The organism is Yeosuana aromativorans (assembly GCF_014646655.1).
In the GTDB taxonomy this organism is placed as follows: Bacteria; Bacteroidota; Bacteroidia; order Flavobacteriales; family Flavobacteriaceae; genus Yeosuana; species Yeosuana aromativorans.
Map to the genome: position 1 here is coordinate 146,423 of NZ_BMNR01000002.1, position 21,924 is coordinate 168,346.

Sequence of the window (21,924 nt, forward strand, 5' to 3'; positions counted from 1 at the left end):
GTAATTGTGGGGATAATGTGGGGATAATTTTGTATCTTTATATTGCTCACTTTTAAGATATTATCACATTATGGCTACTATTAATTACCTTGTAAAAGGTACAAAAGGATATTCTAATGTCCTACTACGTTTTAAAAACGGAAGAAAATTTGACTACACAGCTTCAACAGATTTAAAGGTACTACCTAATCATTGGAGTCAAGCAAAGCAAAAAGTTAAAAATACTAATGATGCAGCTTACAAAGACGAAGTAAACCAACATTTATTTGAACTCGAAAACTTTATAATTACTGAATTTAATTCAGATAATTCTAAAGGCGTTTATATTGATAGAGATTGGCTTAAAACTAAAATAGCTAATCATTTTAATAGACCTGTAAATGATGATGCAATCGACCAAGTATTTTTTCTTCCATTTGTAGAGCGGTTTATTGAGTTAGCTCCTTCAAGAATTATTAAGGGTAAAAATAAGCCTGTAAGTTCTGGCACAATTACAAAGTACACAACAACCAAGAATAAAATAATTGAGTATGAAAAAAAGTTTAAAACAAAGCTAAAATTCACAGATTTAAACTTAACCTTTTATGATAGGTTTGTAAACTACTTAACCCAAGAGCAAAAAATTAATTTAGGTACAGTAGGTAATTATATTGGCACTATCAAAACAATGGCCAGAGATGCAAAACTTCAAGGCCTACCAGTTCACGAACATATTAATCATCCTAAATTCTTTGCGCCTAAAGTAAAAGCCGATAGCATCTATTTAAAAGATTCTGAAATCAATAAAATATACAATCACGATTACAAAGGTGTTGAGCGTTTAGAAAACGCAAGAGATTTGTTTATAATAGGTTTGAGAACCGGATTAAGAATATCAGATTTTTTAAGATTGAAAGCAACAAATATAAAAGAAGGTTTTATTGAAATTGAAACTCAAAAAACTGGACAAAACGTAGTTATACCTATGCATCCACAAGTAAAAGAAATACTTGAAAAACATAATGGATTCCCAAGAAAAATATCAGACCAAAAGTTTAATTTACATATTAAAGATGTTTGTGAGGAAGCAGGATTTACGCAAGAAATTGAAGGAAGTATGATTAACCCTCTAACCAAAAGAAAAGAGAAAGGAACATATCCTATGCATAAGTTAGTAACCTCTCACATATGTCGTAGAAGCTTCGCTTCTAACTTATATGGTAAACTACCTAATATGGTTATTATGGCTATTACAGGGCATCAAACAGAGGCACAATTCTTAAAATACATAAAAATAACTCCTAAAGAGAATGCAAAAACACTTCAAGATTATTGGTTAAAACAGAATAAAAAAAATAATATTGAAAAGCTAAAAATGAAAGTTATTAAGTGATATGTCTCACTTATCTAAATTTATGTTAAGCGTATTTTTAAAATATGTAAGTTTATTTTTATTAGTTTTATTTTTTCAAATCTATCCAGATTAATATGAATAATAAATATCTTGAAGCATTTTGTAATGCAATAAGTGATGAAGGCGTAGTAAAGAGGACCTGTTTTTCTTTATTATATGATACTTCAATAACACATTACACGCCATATCTTGAATCTGAAATAATGGAAAACCTATTACTGTTGCCTTCAGAGAAAAAAGATGACTATATAAATTTTGCAATTGATAAAATTAACAAAACACCATTAAGATATACTAATAAGAATATTTTAGATAAATGGTTAGTAAAGTATAACGTTGATTTGTCAACTTTCCCTAAATTTTCAAATGAAGATTTAACCGCTGTACTTAAAACTTATTACAGTGGTCATTTGTTTAATACTCATAAAGAACAACATTACATATTAGATATACAAATTGATTTTTTTTGCTATGCCGCAATGTTGGAAGCTGAAAAAATAATAACTTTTTTAGAAAATAAAAGAATTATTAACACGGTTTCAACTGAACATTTAAATCAAAATGATACCTTAAAAATTAAATGGATAGGTAAACCTTCACAATTAGGTTTTATAATCTCAAACCTTGCGCATTTAGGTTATATTGAACCACCGTTAAAAAAGGATGGAGAAATTAATTATTCTCAATTTGCTAATATGGTTTTAGGCACTTTTGAAGCTGATACGACAAATAATACATTAGAAAAATACTTGAATTTAGATTCTGAAAAGGGGCAAGAAACTTTAAGAAAGTTTAATTCCAAAGATTTTTCAATACCTAATATTAGAGAAGTGAGCTAATTTATAAACTATATTATTTGAAATCCACTGCCAAATTTTTAAAAGCTCTTTCCCAAAACTATTATCTAGAGTTCTTGATAGATATTGACGATGATAAGTTTGATATTTCACAAGAATACACACCAGTTATTTATAAAAATAAATCTTTATATGAATTTGATGTTGTAAAAATTCAAAGTTTAATAAAGAATATACTTTCAACCATCTATGAGTTATACTTTAAGGCAAAAAGTGAAATATATTTAGAGTTTTCAAAAACTGAGTATAATGATCTGGAAAATTTTGTGACTTTCACGATCAAGGCACTTAAAGTAAACTTAAGCTTATTAAAAAACGATTTTTATATTGACGACGAAAAATCGAGGTACTATTCTAAATTTGATGAGTATTTTATATCTGTTTCCTTATCTCAAGCATATAACAATTTTTTGAAAGAAAATCATAGTTTCATTAAAGATGGAAATATTGACGTTTCAAAAGTGCCTTTTGATGATGAATTAAGATTATATTCAACTTATAGATTTAAGCTTGTAAGTTTACTTCCGTTTTCCTTGTTCAATATTGGAAATACTTTTCTTAATGATTTATATGAACTTGAAGAAGCTATTGTAAATCATAAAAACAATGAACAAACTATAAATGACTTAAAAATTAGTTGGGATTCAAGGGCTGCTCATTTAGGGTATATTATGGGTGTGCTTGCTGATTTAGAATTTATAAATGCTCCTAGACGCCAAAACGGAGAGATAAATTATACCCAATTTGCAAAGCAAGTTTATAATGTTTTTGATGTTAAAACTACAGAAAGCACACTTTGTAAATATCTTAACACATCTACTGAAAAGGCTCAGGAAACCGAGAGAAACTTCAATAAAGCAAGTTTTAATATACCACATAAAAAAGAGGTTAACTAATACCGTTCGAGTACCTTTCGGTACGTTTACTTAAACACTTCTAATTTACTTTTACATCGTCGAACATAAACACGTATCACGATGGAACAAGGTAAAATCACACAAGTTTTCGGTATTACACCAACCCAATTAAAAGAAGACATCATCAATGATGTAAGAGCAGAATTAAGTGTAATTGCTCAAAATTTCCAACCCATTAAACCTGCCGAATATCTAACCAGACAAGAAGTAGCGACTATCCTCAAAGTATCATTAGTAACCCTAACCGATTGGAATAAAAAAGGAGTATTAAAACCTTATAGATTAGGTAATTTAATAAGATATAAGCGTGCCGAATTGGAAGAAGCTTTAATTAGTATTAATAACAAAAAACAATAATTATGACAGCATTCGCGCATCCAATTAATGATAGTTTAAATAAGATTCTAGAGCGTTTAGAGTTTTTAATTAAACAAAGCAAACTTAAAAATATTCAAGACCCCAAATATGTGATTTTAGATAATGCAGATATTTTGCAACTGTTTAAAATTAGTTCTAAAACAGCTTCAAACTGGAGAGAAGAAGGGATATTGCCTTATTCACAGATTAAAGGGAAATTGTATTATAAACTTTCTGATATTCATAGCATAATAGACAATCACTATTCTGTTAAAAAAAATAGCAGTCGCTAAACATATCAGTGTGCCAATAGAAATGTTTATTGATGCACAAAGCAATAACTATTCAAAAGAATTAAAATTCTTTTTATTACTAAAGTTAATGTACCCAGGTGGTAAAGCACAATTAAATAATGAAGCCTTACAATTTATTCAATTAGTAGAAGAAATCAACAGTCGTAAAACCTTAAATAAATACATCAATTTTTTAATGGAAATAGGCTGGATAGTTTACAATCAAAAAACACAGTTTTATGTATTCAAGTCATTTGATAGAATTAGAAAAGAAAACAACTGGATCAGAAGACAAGCATTTCAAATAGACTTTAATAATTACTATAAAATCAAAGCAGTTACAGGAGCAGTAATTTATGGTTATCTTCATAAAGATTTTTGGAGAAAAGTTAAGAAACAAAAAAGCGTACAATTAAAGGGAAGTACCTATCATTTTTTGTCTCCTAAATTTAACTATAAAAAACAATACGCTCCTGTTTCTGTTAATGGTGTTATGCAACTTTTTAATATGTCTACTGCCACAGCATCAAGACTTAAAAATGAAGCTTACAATGAAGGCTTAATTAAGTTGAAAAAGAATTATTCTAAAACGCCTATTAATAAAAAAATCATGCAATACTATCTTGATTACAATGATATGAAACAAAATATTGTTTACAACAATGGTAATTATCGTTTACAGCTGATTGACACGTTATATCCTCTTTTTTATTTCACAAAGCGGAAATCTCTGTAAACATAAATAAAGGGAATAATAGAAATAGGAATAAATAAAAGTGTAAGAATATATAAATAATTAATATCTTTAAACTCTCCCTAAACTATTAAAAGTTGTAATAACATTAATATAGTTTTATTAGTTAATTAAAACAAACAAAAAATTTATACTATAATCCTTTAAAAGGTTATTTTATGCTGAAGAAATAGGTTAGTATCATGAGTCAAAATTTTCCTAACTTTCCTAAATTCACTTACTATATATCATTAATATATTTTTACTTTTAACGTTTTGAATCAAACAATTTTCAATGGCTAATCAATCAAAACACATAGACACATATTTATCATTATCTGAAAGCTTGAGGTTCAAACTTTGGGCAGTAATTGGTAAAGACAGCAGTAAAAAAAATAACATAACTAAATATCTAACAGATTTAGGTTTTAAAGAAATAAATGTAGGTGCTGAATTGGCTGATTTATATGAGGAAATTGAAAAAGCAGACCAGCCTATTCACGACATAGGTCAAAAAATAAAGGAATGGTTCCTGTCTAAACCAGACAAATTAATCTTAACAAATGCAAGTATTCTATACGATAAAGCATTTATGAACATCTCTCCTGTTGGAGCATTTAAGTATAATGCACGCAACAAACATTGTGTACTTTTTTTAGAGGAAGAAAATTTATTTAGTAATAGAGTGTCTTACGGACAAGTAGGTTCTGATGATTACTATGACAAAGATATTAATGACATCCTTATTACAAAGATTGACGATGTAGAGGAGAATTATAAAAGTATCGTTTCAGAAGGTCCAACAGATTATACTAAAGTTGAGAAGAAAGATTTAGACAAAAATGCTATTGGTAATCTATTCAATTATACAATAATAAAAGATGTAGTTGATATTGATACCGATTTAAAAGAATCAGATTTTCAAGATGAATTAATATCAAGTTACATTATTACTGAAGGTTTAGAACAACAGGTAATAGATTTCTTTGATAATTTAGATCAACCAAATCATAAGGCTGTTAAAATCATAGGTAACTATGGAAGCGGTAAATCCCATTTAATTGGTTTCTTAATTAGCATTATAGCGCACCCAGAAAAAAGAAAATTAGTAAAAAACTCTAAAGTTCGTGCTAAAGCAGAAAAGGTAAGTCGTAAATTCTTTTCTGTTCAGTTTGAGTTACAACCTGTTAATGTTGACCTTTCTTATTTCTTTTTTAAAGAATTAGAAAAGCAGATTAAAAGAGATTATAATATTGAAATCCCTAAATATGAAGATGGGAAAACACTTAACATCAAAGATCATTTAGTTTCTATTATTGATAAATTAAAAGAAACTGATGCCTCTAAAGGCTTGTTGGTAGTTGTTGATGAAGTTTCAGATTTTATTCAATCAAAAGAAGCTTATCAAATAAAAAGAGATTTCCAGTTTTTAAGAGTTGTGGCTCAAGTATGTCAAGCTAATGATATGCTATTAGTAACCTCTATGCAAGAGGATATTTATTCAAGTCCTAAATTAAAAAACATTGCTGCCGATGAGGATAGAATAAGCCAACGTTTCCAAAATATAATAATTCGTCGTGAAGCTGCTAAACAAGTAATTGCGCAAAGAATTGTAGCTAAAACAACAGAACAAAAATTAGAGATAGAGCAAAAACTAAAACCTTATATAGAAAAAATTGAAGATGTAGGTAACAAACAGGAAGAATATATAGAGTTGTTTCCGTTTACACCGTTTCTATTAGACCTATTTCACGAATTGCCTTATTTTGAAAAACGAGGTATTATACAATTTGCACAAACAGAACTTAAATATGTTATAGGTAAACCATTTCCTTACTTTTTTACATTCGACCGTATCTATGATATTTTAGCCAATAACCCAAATAATAGAAATTTAGAAGGTGTTTATGATTTGGTAAAAGTTGTAAATATTGTAAAAGACAAAATAGTTGGTAACCTTGAAAATAAACTACAGGAAAATGCTATTAAAATTATCAAAGGTTTAGCAATCTATTCGTTGTGGAGTAAAGGTGAAAATGGAGCTACAGCTAAAGAATTGGCTGAACGATTAATGATAATACCTGAAAACAAAGCTTTTGAGGCTTTTATGCAAGTGTCATTGATAGTTAAAAAAATTAGAGAAGCTACGGATGGTTTTTATTTAAAAATTGTACGTGATGAAGCTACAGGTAACGACTACTTTAAGTTCGATCCTGCTATTGATGGTAAAGACCCAGAAGAAAGAATTGAAAATGAAATTGTAGCCGTTGGTGGTGATGAAAGCAAGCAAGAGGAAATACTATTTGAACAAATTCAAGAAGTACTCGACTTAACCAATTTTAAAAACATACCAAACGTCTTTGAAAGTGAAGCACCTTGGCTTTCTGTAAAATCCTTTAGAAAAGGTTTTGTGATTTTCCAGAGAAAAGGACAAGAAGTAAGTAGTATTGAATCAGCGGACTATGTTATTAATTTCATTTCTCCATATAGCAAACAAGCACCTATTAAATATACTGGGAATCAAATCAATATCAAATTAGATTTTGGTAAACAGGAAAATTTAGAATTAATAAAACGAATTGTGGCAATAAAGTCTTTGAAAGACAAGAATATTTTAGTAGCTGCAATGAGTAAAAAGTTAGAAGATACAATTAATGGTTATAGAAATCCTGCGGGTATTATTGTGCCTGGTATAAAATATAGAATTGCCAAATGGGTAACTAATTTGTCTCAAACAACTTTGAATGATGAGGCTATTTCAATTAAATCTATTTTAGGCAAAGAGTATAATAACCTATCAGAAATTGTTAAAGAATTAAAAGGTAAAGCATTTGACGATTGTTTTAATCAGCAATTTCCTGAACATCCTAAATATGCTGAAAACTTATCATCCTCGAATATTACACATACATTATCATTGATAGCAGATGAAGTTGTAAAAGGTGATTTTAGGGCAATGAGCCATAGAGCTAAAAACTTTATGTCCTCTCTTAATTTATTAAATACAAATGGGGACCCGGACGTATCAGCTAATAAATTCACACAAATAATATTAACTACAGTAGATGCTAAAAAAGGAAAGGTTGTTGATATTGAAAAAGAATTGGTAAAAGAACTGGGTCAAGCACCTTATGGTGTTGAACCTGAAATCACGCACTTCTTATTATTAGTGCTTACTACATTGGGCAAAATAGCCCTTAAAGCAAGAGGTGGTGATGAAATAGATATAACTAATGTTAGAGAAAAATTCAGAAACATAAGTCAATTTGAGAATATTGTATATGTTATTAAAAAAGATGAACTGTCTTATGATTTTGCTCAAAATCTCTTAAACGCATTAGGTTTAAATGGAGCTGCTATACTTACAGAAAAAAGCAGAAACGATGCCTTTGTGGAATACAAAAACAAAGTAAGAGATATACTTTCAGATATAGGTGCAGTAGATGCGCTAATAAGTCAATTAGACAATCGTACTCAACTACATTTAAATAGTGATGATGTAAAAGAAGTGCGTAAAAAAATTGAGGTTATTGATTGGTCTGTTTTAGACATAAATAACCACGCAAAATTTAATGACATATTTAAATTAAGCTCAAAATTAGCTGATGTATCTTTAGCCTTGTCAACACTTTCAAATCTTAAAGATGCCATTACAGAGTATAACAAAAATATACATAGTGGTATTAGTTATATGAAAGAAGCAATTGAAATTGTAAAAGCTAATCAAAACTATGATAAGGCGAAAGAAGTATTAGATGCGTTAACCCAACATTACGATGAAACAAATATAATTGTTTCAGATTTCAGTAAGTTTAGCCAATTGCAATATAGATTTCCATTAGTAGGTAAGTTAGAAGCTTTTAAAAACATATATGTTAAAGACTTCTATTATCCAGCACTTCAAAATACCATTGGTAACAAAGTGCATTGGGATAAATTAGATAACATAAATAGTAATACTGAATTAAAAGCGGCCCGATTATTAGCAGAATTAGATTGTAATGTAGAAGCAAAACTATTTCAGAAATTAGTCGAATGGCAGAATTTAACATCAAATAAAGCTACTAATGTAGATATTGAAGAATTATATAGAAATCCATTCGATAATATCTCTATGTTTATGAAAGTACCTCGTAACTATGGTAATATTAATGAAGTGATTAAGAATATAGACAATGATATTAAAACTATTTACAATGAGTATTGTAAAACCACAGTGGCAGAGGTTATAAAAAACAAAGAACAATTAAAATTAGTTAAGCTTTCAGACAGTCAAAAACAACTCATTCAAGGTATTATTGACAAACAAGAACTACCAAATAGCATTGATGAAAATTTAGTACAGGCAATCAACAAATTGTTTGTAAATATTAAAATAGTAAGCTTGAAAAAAGCTGATGTCATTAAGTCCATTTTTGGCAATAACGATTTGGTAACCATTAGGCAAATGGAAGAAGCTTTTTATAATTTGGCTGAAAGAATTAAGAAAGAAAATAAAGGCGAAGAAATTAGAATTAAAATAGAAGAATAATAGATGGATTATAAAGAAGATTTAAGAAAAAGACTGCCAGAACTAAAAAAGATTGAAGGTTTTCCTTTAGGCGAAGATGAAGATATTATCAATCTATCCAATCCACCTTTTTATACAGCTTGCCCTAATCCATATATTGAAGAGTTTATTGAAAAGAATGGGACCAAGTATGATGAGACCAATGATAATTATAATAGAACACCTTACATAGATGATTTAGACACAAGAAAAAATGATGCGTTGTCTAATGCTCATTCCTATCACACTAAATCACCTTTCAATGCGATTAAACAATACATTGAGCATTATACAAAACCGGGAGACATTATTCTTGATGTGTTTTCTGGTAGTGGTATGTCAGGTATTGCTGCTCACAAATCAAAGCGTAATGCTATTTTATGTGATTTATCACCCATAGCATCCTTTTTGACTCATAATTATAGTTCGTCAGCAGATCCATTTGATTTTCAAAACACAGGTGTTGAAATAATTAATAAAGTAAAAGAAAAAACAGATTACTTATTCTATACAATCCATAAAAACAACAATAAAGGATTCATTAATTCGGTGTTATACTCTCAAATTTTTAGGTGTCCAATTTGCGATACTGAATATAATCTTTGGGATTATGCCGCAAATCATAAAGATGGAAAATTAATGGATGAATACTCTTGTAAATCTTGTAACGCCATTATTAATAAGAAAGATTCTAAAAAAGTGTTTACAAAACGTTTTGATTTTGGTTTAAATAAAGAAATAGAATTGTTGAAAAATAAACCTGTTGAAATAGTATATACATATGCAGGTAAAAGATATAAAAAAGTTCCAGATGAAAATGACATTAATTTAATTGAAGCTGCTAACAATTATAAAATACCATTTTGGTATCCTACGGATGCCATTCCTGATGGTGATGAAATAAAAAGATTGAAAAAGTCTTTATCAATTGAAAATGTTCATCACCTTTTTGAGAAAAGAACGTTGATAGTTCTTTCCCATTTGTTTAATGAAATTAATACAGTGTCTAATGTTGATATAAAAAACAAATTATTAATAACTTTCAATAGTTTGCTTTTAAGAGCATCCAAAAAAGCAATTTTACACGTTTCTAATTATTTTCACGGTGGTGGTGGTTATATAAGTACAATAAGTGGTAATTGGTATGTTCCTTCTTTATATTTTGAAGTACCAGTAATGGAACAATTTGAAAATAGAATTAGTAAAATTAACAATATAAATAAATCATTATTCAAAAAGGAAAATGTAATTGTGTCAACACAATCAGCAACTGATTTAAGTAATATTCCTTCAAATTCAATTGATTTTATATTTGTCGATCCACCATTTGGTGCTAACTTAATGTATTCTGAACTAAATTTTCTATATGAATGCTGGCTAAAATTTTTAACTAATACTAAAGAAGAAGCTATTATCAATAAAAACCAAAATAAAGAAATTGACGAATATGGGGACTTGATATTAGGTTCACTATCTGAATTGTTTAGAGTTTTGAAACCAGAACGTTGGTTAACATTAGAATTTCATAGTTCTAAATCTTCAATTTGGAATATTATTCAAAGTTCTATTAATAAATCTGGATTTATTCTTTCACACACATCTATTCTTAAAAATAAAGGTAAAAGTTTTGTGATAAATGTAGCACCTAATGCTGTTTCAAACGACTTAATACTACATCTATATAAACCATCTGCTAATTTTATAAAACAGTTTAAATCAAATAATGGAGAAGGGTTAGAGGTTAATTTTATCAATGAATTTCTTAACTCTCTACCAGTTAAGCATTCAATTGAGAGAACTGAAAAGATGTTGTTTTCAAAGTATATTTCTTATTATTTAAAAAACGGATATGAAATCTTAATGGATGCAAATGTGTTTTATAATATGCTTTCAAATAACTTTATTAATGAGGATGGTTTCTGGTTTAATTCAAATCAAATTAATTCATATTTAGAATATAAGAAAAAAGAAAAACTTAACGGTATTGATCAGATTAAAAGTGGAGTAATAAGTTTATTTATTTCAGATGAAAAATCAGCTTTAATTTGGTTATATGGGTTTTTAAATAATCCAAAATCATTTTCAGATATACTTACTGAATTTACTCAATTAGCAAATATTCAAGATGATGAGGTTCCTGAATTATTAACTTTGTTGGAAGACAATTTTATAAAAGAAAATAATAATTACAGAAGACCTGTATCAGAAGAAGAACATAGTTCTATCGTTTTGAAAAGGGAGAAGGTCTTAATGCGGGAATTTGAAAGTTTACTTTTAAAAAGTAATACAGAAAAAACTAAAATAAAAAGTGTCAGAAAAGAAGCATTATTGTTTGGTTTTGAAGTTTGTTATAAAAACAAACGTTTCAAGGATATTATTTCACTTTCAGAACGATTAGATAACAGCATAATAGAAAATACTTCTGAAATAAATGATTTTGTAGAAGCTGCTAAAATAATGGTTGAGGGTATTAGTTAATGGGATGGCAACAACGCATAGCAACAGCATTAAGTTTTACAGAGAAATCACCCAAGATTATTTCTGATACCATTGGTGTGCTATCGTCTCAAGTATTCAAAGACTATTTAAGCAAGAAAAGCATAGAAGTTATATATTCTGATAAAAGTTCTGAAATGTTGTTGTCAGCTAACAATAATGAGCAAATAACTTACATAACAACTAAACCAAGTATTCCACAGTTTTTAAAGCCATATTTTGAGCATAAAAGTTTTGAGTATTCAAACTTACCTTTAAATGGAGATGTTTCTGTTTTAAAGGGATTAGATAGTGATACAATTGTTTCTATTTGTAATTATGTATTTAGTCATAATCCACATATAGTATTATCTCAATCCAATATCAAAGAGATTTTAGTAAATGCAAAAAACGATGATAGTTTAAAAGTTCTATATGAGATTAAGACTTCAGTAAAAGAATTATTAGCAACAGAAAAAACAATCCCAAATGTAATTAACATGGCAGAAAATTGGGGTAAATTAATATATCAATCTTACATACAAAATGATGAAGCTTTTTTAGAGGATATTACAAGTATTGATGAGGTATCTAAAGAATTAATAGACACAAAAACCTTTGAACAAGTGGCTTTCGCTTCAACAGCTTCTAAACCACTATCAATTGATAAAATTATACCATACATAAAAAATAAAAAGGAAAGTAAAGCTGCTCTATTATGTTTTGATTGTATGGGCATTGCTGAATGGCAACTATTAAAAGAATATTTAAAGGACTTAAACCTAAACTTTGCAGAACAATATCTGTTTACATTGTTACCTTCGGTAACGTCTATATGCAGAACAGCCATATTTCACGGTTCATCAAATGTTTATGAAGTAAAAAACCCAGGAAGAAAAGACGAATCTAAAGCATTTGCAGAGTTTTTTAAAGGTAATCAAACAAAGTATTTTGTAGAAGAAGATGTAATAAATGATGATACTTTATTGGGTTATGATATGGTAAGTATTTTATTTAATTTCTTTGATGATTTATGCCACAGCACCTTGTTTCCTGCCAACGAAAACACAAAGACTATTTACTTTAATAACTGTAAACAATATTTAGAAAAATCTAATGTAAAGCAAGCAATTAAAACATTGTTAGAAAATGATTTTGCAATATACTTTTGCTCAGATCACGGTTCGGTTATAGCTAAAGGAAATGGTGAAAAATTACAAAAGTATTTAATAGATGATTTTGCTAAAAGAGCAGTCATTATTCCAGAAGAAGCATCAGAATTAACAGAGTTCGAAAAGATTGATATTCCATTTGTGAAAAATAAAAAAATAGTGTTACCGAAAGGAAGAACAATGTTTACTCAAAAAGATAAAATTGAAATTAATCACGGAGGCATCAGTCTTGAAGAGATTGTTGTTCCCTTTATTACAGTAAAAAAATGATAGGATACGATAGGCCATTAAAAGCAGAATGGATATATAAATCATTGCAATTAGTTGAAGCAGGTCATAAACCACAAGAATACTATGAAAAATATGATAATATTGCAGTTGAATTAACAGGAAAGGATGGAAGAAGAAAAACAAGAACAGTTTTATTCAGAACATTTATTTTCAATTTTCAAGAAACAACTTCAATTATTAATGACAATATTCTAATTAGACTTTGTAAAGAAAAAAGCTTTGAATATATGAAGCCAGTACTTCTATCAAAGTTTATAATTGATTATGAAATTTTAAGACAGTTTTCAACATTATATTCTAAAATATTTGATGATTCTCAAGAAATAAGCTCTACGGCAATAACTAAAAGAATGGTGGAATCCTTTGGTGATTCTGAAATAATCAAAAGGTCCACAAGAGCATTTCTTAAAACATTACAGTCGTTTGGGATAATTGAACCCTTAACAGGAACATCCTATGCACAACTTCCAAAAGCAGAATTATCTATTGAACAAGTAAAGGATATTTTATTGTTGTATGCGGTTTCAAACCACACTAAACAAATAGACATAAAACATATTGATAAGTCTTTATTTGCCTATTATAAAATTCCTTCAATATCGGATGTAGCAAACAAATATCACACCAACGAATGGGAATACATTAGAGGTACTGATAGGGAGTTGTTAATGTTAAATAGTTAATATATAAAAAGGTAACAATAGAACTATCTTAACAGGTCTAAAATATGAATATAGAGGAAATTGATTTTTACGAATTATGTCTTGACGAAGGAGCCCCATTCTATCGTGAAATATTTATTTTAAATAAAAATGAATTCAATGATTGGATTAGAAACAATCTAGCTGAAATATCTACCATCGAATCATATAACTCTATTCTGCCAAGTGAAATTGTGTTTAACGAATTCGTTCAAAAGGGTTATGAGCATATTCATTATCAATGTCATTACTCAGCTAAAGCATTAAGTATTTTGGATGAAGACTATAAGTATTTTACTGGTTTTGTGGAAAGGAACACTGCACATTATTCTATTATTACTCATAGTTTCAATTTCAAAGATGATACAATTGTGGATTTTGCAAGAATAAATGATCCTGAGTACCAATTGACCGAAGAAGAATGTGGACTTCCTAATACTTATTATGGAATCGAAATTCCTCGAGATTTTGTGTTGAACTATCAAAAGGAAACTTTCGAAGACAAATCAATGAAGCCTTTATTATATGAATGGTTTCTTGAGAATAATTAATGTTTTTTTTAAGTATTATCAAAATGAACTATCAAGACGAGATTAAACAATTTGTAATCAAGGGATACAAAAATGTACATAAGTCATATTTAACTAAAGCCAATGGAATAGAATTAATCAATAGAGAAGAAAATTTTATTACTATTCCTCAATCAGATTTTAAATACCATAAACGGGCAGGTAGTTTTAAAAGTTCTCAAGCATTTGCATACAACATTTTCTCAGGAATTCAAAACAGAAACAGCAAATTTGAATTTCCAATGCCTGTTTTTACTTCAGATGCCAAAATAGATTTTATGATGGAGAATGTGGAGTCAAACACAATAGAATTGTATGAGGTAAAGGCTTTTGAAATAGTAGATAATGATAATATAGAATTTGTTGATAAATATTATAAATTAGATAAATATAGAAATCAAGAATTAGCTCAAGATTTTATTTTTTTTCTAAACAAAACTGTCCAAAACTTTGAGGGTAAAATTATATATGGTGGTGGTATTAAACAATTATGCAGTCATTTACTAGGTATATTAAATATTATGAATAATAAAGAATATCAATCAAAAAAAATCAAGCTCTTTAGTCTTTGCTTTGATAATTGTTTTACTTCAGAATTTAGAGAAGACTTAGAAAGTTATAGGAACGCTATAAAAGAATTCAAAGTATTAGTTGATGAATTTCTATTTAAGTATAATCTTCAGTCACGTATTGAATACTATGGGTTTTTATCTGCGTATGAATACATAAATAAAAAACGTAAATTAATAGGAGAGGAAAATTATAATTATGTTTTAAAAAGGTATTATTATAAGTATCAAGGTTAAAATAATTTATTAACCTTTTTTACTAACTATTCACGGGATTACCCTATTTATACTTTAAATTATGAAGACTGTTAAAATTGCTGAAAAGATTAAAGATTACTTGATTAGGTTTCATTTAGAAATTAAGGTAAGTAATGACGTTGGTCTTTATGATGTAAATAAATTATCACAAGGGTTTTGCGCGAAATTATTAAATATATTTTATCACAAGGAGAACCTTAATCTTGTAGATTTAGATATCATAAAATATAACTATAAGGCAATTGATTTGGGAGACGATAATACAAAAGTTGCATATCAAATAACCTCTCAAAATGATTTTGGAAAAATTAATAGCACAATAGACAAGTATTTGACAAATAATGATTTTAAAGATGGTGTTTATACTGACCTACGATTCTTAATCTTAAACACTTTTAGTTGGAGTCAAGAGGACATAAAGAAAGTTAAAAAAAAATATAAATCCGCTGGCTTGTCTTACGATAATAAGAAGCAAATTGTATCTCTTGATAGTCTTGGAAAAAATATAAAGTATTTGGGAGATGATGATCGTGAAAAGCTGTATAAAATATTAAAAAAAGAATTTAAAAATATTCCTGTTTCAAATGTTATAACTTTTGATCACAAGCTGTTCAAAAAGTTTAATAAAATATTAAACGAGAGTGTCTTAAGAAATATATTCGAAAGTCTATACGCAGGGGGGCCATTTAACTGCATTGATTTACACCACAACATTATTGATCCTTACATAACTCTTGCTTCTCAAACAACAGGAGTTTTTGTTAATCCAAATCTTAAAGATACACACGGTCCTTTTCTTGAATCGCTCGGTCAACTTTCACAATTCCTAATGGACAATTATTCATCAGGTATTGGTAGTCTACATTATTTAATGGTACCAGAGAGTCTCTCCGGGTGGGAAGCAATGATATATAAGGATAATTTAACTAATAAATTAAATAAAATTCTTGATGAAATGAGACAGTCTTATACAGAATTTAGAGGAAATATTAAAGATATCTATTTCATTTAATTTTTTTTAATCAGTTTCCAAAAGAAGCAGCAGTACTAATACAAGCATTCGTGCAGGTAATAAGGTGTTCGTCAGTCGTTCCATTTAGTTACATAAAACATATCTGCAAGCCAATTATCAATTTTACCTCATTGCGTAAGTCGTGTATCAATCCCCAAAATCATAATAGTTTTAAATTCAAAGGGCTTGCATATACCATAAATAGTACCACTGCGGCAGCACGTCCTCGTTGGCACTATTCATTTGTTTTATTGCACACATTCTCTCCTTCCTCACCCGTAGCTACTTTTGTACCCAAACCCAATAAGGTTTCGCTACGCGAGTTTTTTTTATTGGGTACAACCGCTACTTAATGTTATGCGAGCCTGCGGGTCGCTTCGGGCAAAACCCAAATGACTTTTGTATAAATTTGATATTTAGTATTTTTTTAAACTCTATTTATTCTAGAAAAATTGAATTATTAAGTTTGGGTTTACGGGTGTCACATTTTTTGAACTTCCCAAGTTTGCAAATAAGATAACCGCAGTAAAATCAAGGATACTTTAGTATTCCATTTAAATGGTAGCTTCTAAAGACAAATAGAACTTCAATGAATACTGCGGATTATCCTATTTCGCAAGCAGCACACAAGAGCAACTCATTCAGTCGGTAATTCCATCCCACGCTTTATAGTTTTTACATTACAGTTTGGCTTTTATTACATAATAATTTGTCTTTCGCTCAAAATACTTAAATCCTTAAAGTTCTTGCACAAATGAATATAACGCCAAACCTTAAATGAAAACTACATCCAAACCTTCCATTACCTCCTTCATTCCTTGCACTTGCCTAAACATGATTATTTTGTACTACCAATAAAAATCTTCCTGTTACAATATTAGAATCAAAAAATCCGCCACCCTTGCGGTAAACCGTTGCTGTGGTACGCCCTTTTGCAGAAAAATGCAACGGGCTATTTACCCCAGCACCCTTGCTCAACTCGCAGCCGGCTCGCTCGGCTAGATTACCTGCGAAATAATATCTTTAGGTAATATTAAATACAACTTAAAATGATAACAAAAACAATTCAAATCCAAGAAGTAACAGTTGACGAATTAGCAGAAAAAGTAGCTGATAAACTCCTTTTGAAAATGGAAGCTTATTTAAAACAAATTAGTTCTACAAAAGACGAAGGCTTATTAACAAGACAAGAAACTGCCGATTATTTAAAAGTAAGTTTAGTAACTATTCATCAATGGGCTAATTATGGTATTATAAATCGAGTTCATATTGGAAACCGTGTTTATTTTCAAAAACAAGCAATTTTAGATTTAATAGAAAGACAAACGATAAGAAAAAAATAAAAAAAGATAGCAAATATAAGAGGCTTCCTTAGCCCACCGCACAAAGCTATAAAGGTCAAGCCCTACGGGTTTTGAATAAAACTTTTTTTTCAGAAGTCTTTAGTTTTTATTGATACATTTTTATTTAAAAAAACTTTTATCCAAAAACCTTGACAGCCTTATCCACGCCACCTAAAAATCGGCTTTCTTTTTTTCTTTTCTTTTAAAAAATTTATGGCGCGAAGCGTAGCGAAGCAATTTAAATTGGATAGCTATGTCAACTTTTGAAATGAAAACACACCAAATCGGAAAAACTTATTCGCATCATCATTTTTTTATACTAAACAAAGGTCTTAACAGCGGGAAACCGCTCCCAGATCCTTGTCCTAACTGTTTTGTGGTCCTAACATCAACCAAAAAAGAAAAACACACCCTTTTTCATTTATCTATGATGCTTCAAATAGGTGGTTTTTATGCTTATTATTTAAAAGGAAGTGTTATTCCTTTTATATCAATAGATGATTGTAGAAACACTCTAAAAAACGCATTTTCAAGAAAAATTGAAATTGAAAAATACATTAAAGTAGTATGTTCTATAAATCAAAAGCAATTACAACTTACAGAGGCTCTTTCAAAGTTTGAAAAACTAAAAACCTCATATATTCAAATATGTTTTAAAACAAAGTAAACAGATGTAAACAACGGCAAAGGAGGAGAAAGAGACAAAATAAACGAACAAAAGGACTTATTTTTCGTTTAATATTATAAAGCATCGAGTTGTTTTATCTATATAAAGTCCGTACCAAGTCCGAATGAATATTAATTAAAAATTGTTATATATGTTATGGGAAAAATTGGTCAAGGAATCCTAGGAGGATTATCAGGAAAAGTAGGAAATGTGATTGGTGGAAGTTGGAAAGGTATTGATTACATCAGAATTAAGCCGACGAGTGTGGCTAATCCTCGAACAGAGGGACAAGTAAATCAGCGTAATAAATTTACTATTACATTGGAGTATTTGCAGGCTACAAGCGATTTTATTAAAATCGGTTATAAGTCTTTTGCTGTTAAAAAAACAGCATTTAATGCAGCAATGTCTTATGTGTTAAATAATGCAGTAGGAGGTATAGCTCCTAACTTCACGATTGACTATTCTTTAGCTCTATTAAGTAGAGGTTCTTTATCTGGAGTTTTAAATGGTACAACCAATTTAGCAACCCCAGGACAAGTAACTTTTAATTGGGATGATAATTCGACAGAAGCTAATGCTAATGTAACAGACAAAGCTATGGTACTAGTTTATAACCCAAGTAAGAAAGAATCAATTTCTATTCTTAATGGTGCAGTTAGAACTATACAAACACAAACTGTTACAATTCCAAACTCCTATACAGGAGATATTGTAGAGCTTTTTATGGCATTTGTATCTGAAGATGGTTCTCAAGTTTCAAATAGCGTTTATTTAGGTAGTGGTACGGCATCTTAAAAGTGATCCTAATTAAATGGTTAAATGACCGTTGCATTAATTTGTAACGGTTTTTTTATGCTTTTTTATAATAAAATATAGTGGGGATTATGTGGGGATATTGACAAAATAAAAACCCTAACTAATTGATTTTCAATTGTTAGGGTTTGTTTTTAGCGGAGAAAGAGGGATTCGAACCCCCGGAGGTGTGACCCTCAACAGTTTTCAAGACTGCCGCATTCGACCACTCTGCCATTTCTCCAAATGCGGTTGCAAATATAGAAACCTTTTTCCTATCTAAAAAACCTTTTTTCTTTTTTTTGTTTTATTCATTCTAATTCGTTTTTAGACCCTATTTTTGTTCTATGGAACATTGGTATTACTATCTGCTTTTAGTTGCTGTAGGTATTTTGGTGGGAATTATTAATACCATGAGTGGTGGCGGTTCTTTGCTTACACTTCCTGTCTTGATCTTTGTTGGATTGCCTTCAAATATTGCTAATGGAACCAATAGGATAGCTGTATTGATTCAAACGTTTTTCAACATTGCAGGATACAAAAGCAAAGGGGCAATCGGTAAATCGCCTTTCCCTTTTTATTTATCAATATCGGCAACTGTTGGGGCTGTTATAGGAGCTAAATTGGCTATAGATATTAGGGGTGAATTATTTAATAAAATTTTAGCCATCGTCATGATTACCGTTGTGGGTTTCATGGTTTTTAGGCCCAAACAGAATTTTAATGAATTAGCAGATAGAATTACAGGAAAGTATTTAAAATACAGCATCATCGTATTTTTCTTTATTGGTATATATGGAGGTTTTATTCAAGCAGGAGCTGGTTTATTTATTCTGTTGGCTTTATCCTCCATAAATCATTTAACCTTAATCAAATCCAATGTCATTAAAGTGCTGGTTATCTTTACGTATTCCATAGTTGCACTTTTTATGTTTGGAATTAACTTGAAATTGGACTGGGGGGCTGGATTAACCTTAGCTTCCGGACAAGCGGTTGGCGGGTGGTTTACCAGCCGATGGTCCATAAATAAAGGCGATGGAATTGTGAAAATATTTTTGATAATAATGGTAATGGGAATGGCCATTAAACTATGGTTTTTTTAAAATGATTACATAATGAGTGATATTATAGAACAATTGGAATGGCGCTATGCCACCAAAAAATTTGATAGAAACAAAAAGCTGCCACAAGATAAAATAGATACCTTAAAACAAGCTTTTAATCTTACAGCAACGTCTTTTGGGCTTCAAACCTTGAGTTTGATTGTTGTGAGCAATGAGGACTTAAAATCTGCATTGGTTCCTTATTCATATAACCAAAAACAGGTAGCAGATGCATCACAATTGTTGGTGATTTGTATTCAGGATAATATATCGGATTTAGATGTGGTTGATTATTACAATAATATCAAAACCACCAGAAATACACCTGATGAAATTCTAAAGCCATACAGAAATGATTTGATAAAAATGATTCAAAAAATGACTATAGAAGAACAGCAGCAATGGTCCTTGAACCAAGCTTACATTGCATTGGGTAATCTAATGACGGTTTGTGCTATTGAAGAAATTGATTCTTGTCCTATGGAAGGCTTTATACCAGAAAAATATGATGACATTCTGAATTTAAAAGAAAAAGGATTAAAATCCGTTTTATTGCTGCCGGTAGGCTACAGAGCTGAAGATGATATGTTTGCCGATTTTAAAAAGGTGAGAAAACCATTAGACGAAACGATTATTGAATTAAATTAAAAAAGGAGTATATGCCAGGATTTGAATTATTTGGAGATAACGAACGCAAAGAGGTGAATGATGTTTTAAACAGTGGCGTTTTGATGCGCTATGGCTTTGATGGCATGCGGAAAGGCCATTGGAAATCCAAGGAATTGGAAACCGAAATTCAAAACCAGTTTCAAGTTAAACACGCCCAATTGTTAAGCAGTGGTACGGCCGCTGTTTCGGTATCATTGGCTATTGCAGGTGTTGGCGCTGGTGATGAAGTGATTATGCCATGTTTTACGTTTGTAGCCAGTTTTGAGGCCGTTATGATGTTAGGTGCCATTCCTGTTTTAGTGGATATTGATGATACATTAACCCTGGACATAGATTCAGTAAAAAATGCCATTTCCCCAAAGACTAAAGCTATTATGCCAGTTCATATGTGTGGTAGTATGGCCAACTTGCAAGCATTGAAAGCTATTTGTGATGCACATCATCTTGTTTTGGTAGAAGATGCCTGCCAAGCTATTGGTGGAACTTACCAAGGAAAAGCCTTGGGCAGTTACGGCGATGTGGGCAGTTTTTCCTTTGATTTTGTTAAAACTATTACTTGTGGTGAAGGTGGTGCCGTTATTACTAACAATTCAAAGTTTGCCCAAAATGCTGATCATTTTTCAGACCATGGTCATGACCATGTAGGAACTGATAGGGGAGCAGAAACCCATCCGTTTTTGGGATATAATTTCAGGATTTCAGAACTTAATGCAGCGGTAGGATTGGCACAAGTTAGGCGCTTAAACGAGTTCATAGCCATTCAAAAGAAACATTACACCATTTTAAGGGAGGCATTATCAGAAATACCCGAAGTTGTGTTTAGAACTGTTCCAGAAGGCGGTGAGGAAAATTATTCATTTTTAAACTTCTTTTTACCAGATTTGGAAGCAACCCGAAAAGTATCAGTTGCTTTTAAAGAACAAGGAATTGACGGATGCTTTCATTACTATGACAACAATTGGCACTATGTCCGTAAATGGGAGCACTTAAAAAATATTAAAACATTGTACCCCATTCATGAGGATGTTAGAAATGGGCTGAAATATTTGGAAACCAAAACTTTTGAAAAGTCTGATTATTTCATAGGAAGAAATTTGTCTTGTTTAATTAAACTGTCCTGGACAGAAGGAGAAACAAAAGAAAGAGCTAGAAAAATGGTTAACATCATTCGTTCAGTTTTGAGCTAGCTTTGAGCTTTTAC

The 21,924-nt window shown here is 30.0% G+C and carries 19 protein-coding genes and 1 tRNA gene; 19 read left to right on the forward strand and 1 reads right to left on the reverse strand.

The window, feature by feature from the left end; genetic code table 11:
• The first annotated feature begins 70 nt into the window (after positions 1-70).
• The 16 genes from IEW94_RS04005 (at position 71) to IEW94_RS04080 (ending at position 18,954) form a co-directional block, all read left to right on the forward strand.
• Complete coding sequence (locus IEW94_RS04005) at positions 71-1,372, forward strand: site-specific integrase (protein ID WP_188650271.1); 1,302 nt, start codon at positions 71-73, stop codon at positions 1,370-1,372.
• Positions 1,373-1,467: 95 nt separating this feature from the next.
• Positions 1,468-2,232, forward strand: a complete 765-nt coding sequence (locus tag IEW94_RS04010) for a hypothetical protein (RefSeq protein WP_188650273.1) — start codon at positions 1,468-1,470, stop codon at positions 2,230-2,232.
• Positions 2,233-2,249: 17 nt separating this feature from the next.
• Positions 2,250-3,146, forward strand: a complete 897-nt coding sequence (locus tag IEW94_RS04015) for a hypothetical protein (protein ID WP_188650275.1) — start codon at positions 2,250-2,252, stop codon at positions 3,144-3,146.
• A gap of 81 nt (positions 3,147-3,227) precedes the next feature.
• Positions 3,228-3,524 carry a helix-turn-helix domain-containing protein gene (locus tag IEW94_RS04020; protein WP_188650277.1) on the forward strand — a complete coding sequence of 99 codons (297 nt, stop codon included), beginning with the start codon at positions 3,228-3,230 and terminating at the stop codon, positions 3,522-3,524.
• Positions 3,525-3,526: 2 nt separating this feature from the next.
• Positions 3,527-3,817 (forward strand): helix-turn-helix domain-containing protein, encoded by a 291-nt coding sequence (locus IEW94_RS04025; protein WP_188650279.1) that lies wholly within the window; start codon positions 3,527-3,529, stop codon positions 3,815-3,817.
• A gap of 10 nt (positions 3,818-3,827) precedes the next feature.
• Positions 3,828-4,553: a hypothetical protein gene (locus IEW94_RS04030; protein ID WP_188650281.1), complete on the forward strand. Its 726-nt coding sequence runs from the start codon at positions 3,828-3,830 to the stop codon at positions 4,551-4,553.
• Between the two features lie 292 nt (positions 4,554-4,845).
• Positions 4,846-9,081: a DUF6079 family protein gene (locus IEW94_RS04035; RefSeq protein ID WP_188650283.1), complete on the forward strand. Its 4,236-nt coding sequence runs from the start codon at positions 4,846-4,848 to the stop codon at positions 9,079-9,081.
• Positions 9,082-9,084: 3 nt separating this feature from the next.
• On the forward strand, positions 9,085-11,577 hold the full coding sequence (locus IEW94_RS04040) for a DNA methyltransferase (RefSeq protein ID WP_188650285.1): 2,493 nt from the start codon (positions 9,085-9,087) through the stop codon (positions 11,575-11,577).
• Complete coding sequence (locus IEW94_RS04045; RefSeq protein WP_188650287.1) at positions 11,577-13,016, forward strand: PglZ domain-containing protein; 1,440 nt, start codon at positions 11,577-11,579, stop codon at positions 13,014-13,016. The genes IEW94_RS04040 and IEW94_RS04045 overlap by 1 nt, the downstream gene beginning before the upstream one ends.
• Complete coding sequence (locus IEW94_RS04050) at positions 13,013-13,720, forward strand: hypothetical protein (RefSeq protein WP_188650289.1); 708 nt, start codon at positions 13,013-13,015, stop codon at positions 13,718-13,720. The genes IEW94_RS04045 and IEW94_RS04050 overlap by 4 nt, the downstream gene beginning before the upstream one ends.
• 44 nt (positions 13,721-13,764) lie before the next feature.
• On the forward strand, positions 13,765-14,289 hold the full coding sequence (locus IEW94_RS04055) for a hypothetical protein (RefSeq protein WP_188650291.1): 525 nt from the start codon (positions 13,765-13,767) through the stop codon (positions 14,287-14,289).
• A 23-nt stretch (positions 14,290-14,312) separates the two neighbouring features.
• Positions 14,313-15,113 carry a hypothetical protein gene (locus tag IEW94_RS04060; protein ID WP_188650292.1) on the forward strand — a complete coding sequence of 267 codons (801 nt, stop codon included), beginning with the start codon at positions 14,313-14,315 and terminating at the stop codon, positions 15,111-15,113.
• Positions 15,114-15,174: 61 nt separating this feature from the next.
• Entirely contained in the window at positions 15,175-16,146 is a 972-nt protein-coding gene (locus tag IEW94_RS04065; protein WP_188650294.1) for an SMEK domain-containing protein, read from the forward strand.
• A 1,049-nt stretch (positions 16,147-17,195) separates the two neighbouring features.
• Positions 17,196-17,489, forward strand: a complete 294-nt coding sequence (locus IEW94_RS04070; RefSeq protein ID WP_188650296.1) for a helix-turn-helix domain-containing protein — start codon at positions 17,196-17,198, stop codon at positions 17,487-17,489.
• Positions 17,490-17,742: 253 nt separating this feature from the next.
• On the forward strand, positions 17,743-18,156 hold the full coding sequence (locus tag IEW94_RS04075; protein ID WP_188650298.1) for a DUF6943 family protein: 414 nt from the start codon (positions 17,743-17,745) through the stop codon (positions 18,154-18,156).
• A 156-nt stretch (positions 18,157-18,312) separates the two neighbouring features.
• Positions 18,313-18,954 carry a DUF6266 family protein gene (locus IEW94_RS04080; protein ID WP_188650300.1) on the forward strand — a complete coding sequence of 214 codons (642 nt, stop codon included), beginning with the start codon at positions 18,313-18,315 and terminating at the stop codon, positions 18,952-18,954.
• A 156-nt stretch (positions 18,955-19,110) separates the two neighbouring features.
• On the opposite strand, the gene IEW94_RS04085 is transcribed toward IEW94_RS04080, so the two are convergent.
• Positions 19,111-19,195: transfer RNA gene (locus IEW94_RS04085), tRNA-Ser, on the reverse strand.
• A 103-nt stretch (positions 19,196-19,298) separates the two neighbouring features.
• On the opposite strand from IEW94_RS04085, the gene IEW94_RS04090 reads away from it, so the two are divergent.
• Genes IEW94_RS04090 through IEW94_RS04100 form a run of 3 tightly spaced genes read left to right on the forward strand, consistent with a single transcriptional unit; the run spans position 19,299 to position 21,910 of the window.
• Positions 19,299-20,054, forward strand: a complete 756-nt coding sequence (locus IEW94_RS04090) for a sulfite exporter TauE/SafE family protein (RefSeq protein WP_188650302.1) — start codon at positions 19,299-19,301, stop codon at positions 20,052-20,054.
• 12 nt (positions 20,055-20,066) lie between these two features.
• Positions 20,067-20,702 carry an NAD(P)H-dependent oxidoreductase gene (locus IEW94_RS04095; RefSeq protein WP_188650304.1) on the forward strand — a complete coding sequence of 212 codons (636 nt, stop codon included), beginning with the start codon at positions 20,067-20,069 and terminating at the stop codon, positions 20,700-20,702.
• A gap of 11 nt (positions 20,703-20,713) precedes the next feature.
• Entirely contained in the window at positions 20,714-21,910 is a 1,197-nt protein-coding gene (locus IEW94_RS04100) for a DegT/DnrJ/EryC1/StrS family aminotransferase (protein WP_188650307.1), read from the forward strand.
• Positions 21,911-21,924: the final 14 nt, after the last annotated feature.

What these genes read in the sequence shown, in the direction of transcription:
- IEW94_RS04005 (WP_188650271.1), top strand. Translation starts at nt 71, where the DNA reads ATGGCTACTATTAATTACCTTGTAAAAGGTACAAAAGGATATTCTAAT.
- IEW94_RS04010 (WP_188650273.1), top strand. Translation starts at nt 1,468, where the DNA reads ATGAATAATAAATATCTTGAAGCATTTTGTAATGCAATAAGTGATGAA.
- IEW94_RS04020 (WP_188650277.1), top strand. Translation starts at nt 3,228, where the DNA reads ATGGAACAAGGTAAAATCACACAAGTTTTCGGTATTACACCAACCCAA.
- IEW94_RS04025 (WP_188650279.1), top strand. Translation starts at nt 3,527, where the DNA reads ATGACAGCATTCGCGCATCCAATTAATGATAGTTTAAATAAGATTCTA.
- IEW94_RS04035 (WP_188650283.1), top strand. Translation starts at nt 4,846, where the DNA reads ATGGCTAATCAATCAAAACACATAGACACATATTTATCATTATCTGAA.
- IEW94_RS04040 (WP_188650285.1), top strand. Translation starts at nt 9,085, where the DNA reads ATGGATTATAAAGAAGATTTAAGAAAAAGACTGCCAGAACTAAAAAAG.
- IEW94_RS04045 (WP_188650287.1), top strand. Translation starts at nt 11,577, where the DNA reads ATGGGATGGCAACAACGCATAGCAACAGCATTAAGTTTTACAGAGAAA.
- IEW94_RS04050 (WP_188650289.1), top strand. Translation starts at nt 13,013, where the DNA reads ATGATAGGATACGATAGGCCATTAAAAGCAGAATGGATATATAAATCA.
- IEW94_RS04055 (WP_188650291.1), top strand. Translation starts at nt 13,765, where the DNA reads ATGAATATAGAGGAAATTGATTTTTACGAATTATGTCTTGACGAAGGA.
- IEW94_RS04060 (WP_188650292.1), top strand. Translation starts at nt 14,313, where the DNA reads ATGAACTATCAAGACGAGATTAAACAATTTGTAATCAAGGGATACAAA.
- IEW94_RS04065 (WP_188650294.1), top strand. Translation starts at nt 15,175, where the DNA reads ATGAAGACTGTTAAAATTGCTGAAAAGATTAAAGATTACTTGATTAGG.
- IEW94_RS04070 (WP_188650296.1), top strand. Translation starts at nt 17,196, where the DNA reads ATGATAACAAAAACAATTCAAATCCAAGAAGTAACAGTTGACGAATTA.
- IEW94_RS04075 (WP_188650298.1), top strand. Translation starts at nt 17,743, where the DNA reads ATGTCAACTTTTGAAATGAAAACACACCAAATCGGAAAAACTTATTCG.
- IEW94_RS04080 (WP_188650300.1), top strand. Translation starts at nt 18,313, where the DNA reads ATGGGAAAAATTGGTCAAGGAATCCTAGGAGGATTATCAGGAAAAGTA.
- IEW94_RS04090 (WP_188650302.1), top strand. Translation starts at nt 19,299, where the DNA reads ATGGAACATTGGTATTACTATCTGCTTTTAGTTGCTGTAGGTATTTTG.
- IEW94_RS04095 (WP_188650304.1), top strand. Translation starts at nt 20,067, where the DNA reads ATGAGTGATATTATAGAACAATTGGAATGGCGCTATGCCACCAAAAAA.
- IEW94_RS04100 (WP_188650307.1), top strand. Translation starts at nt 20,714, where the DNA reads ATGCCAGGATTTGAATTATTTGGAGATAACGAACGCAAAGAGGTGAAT.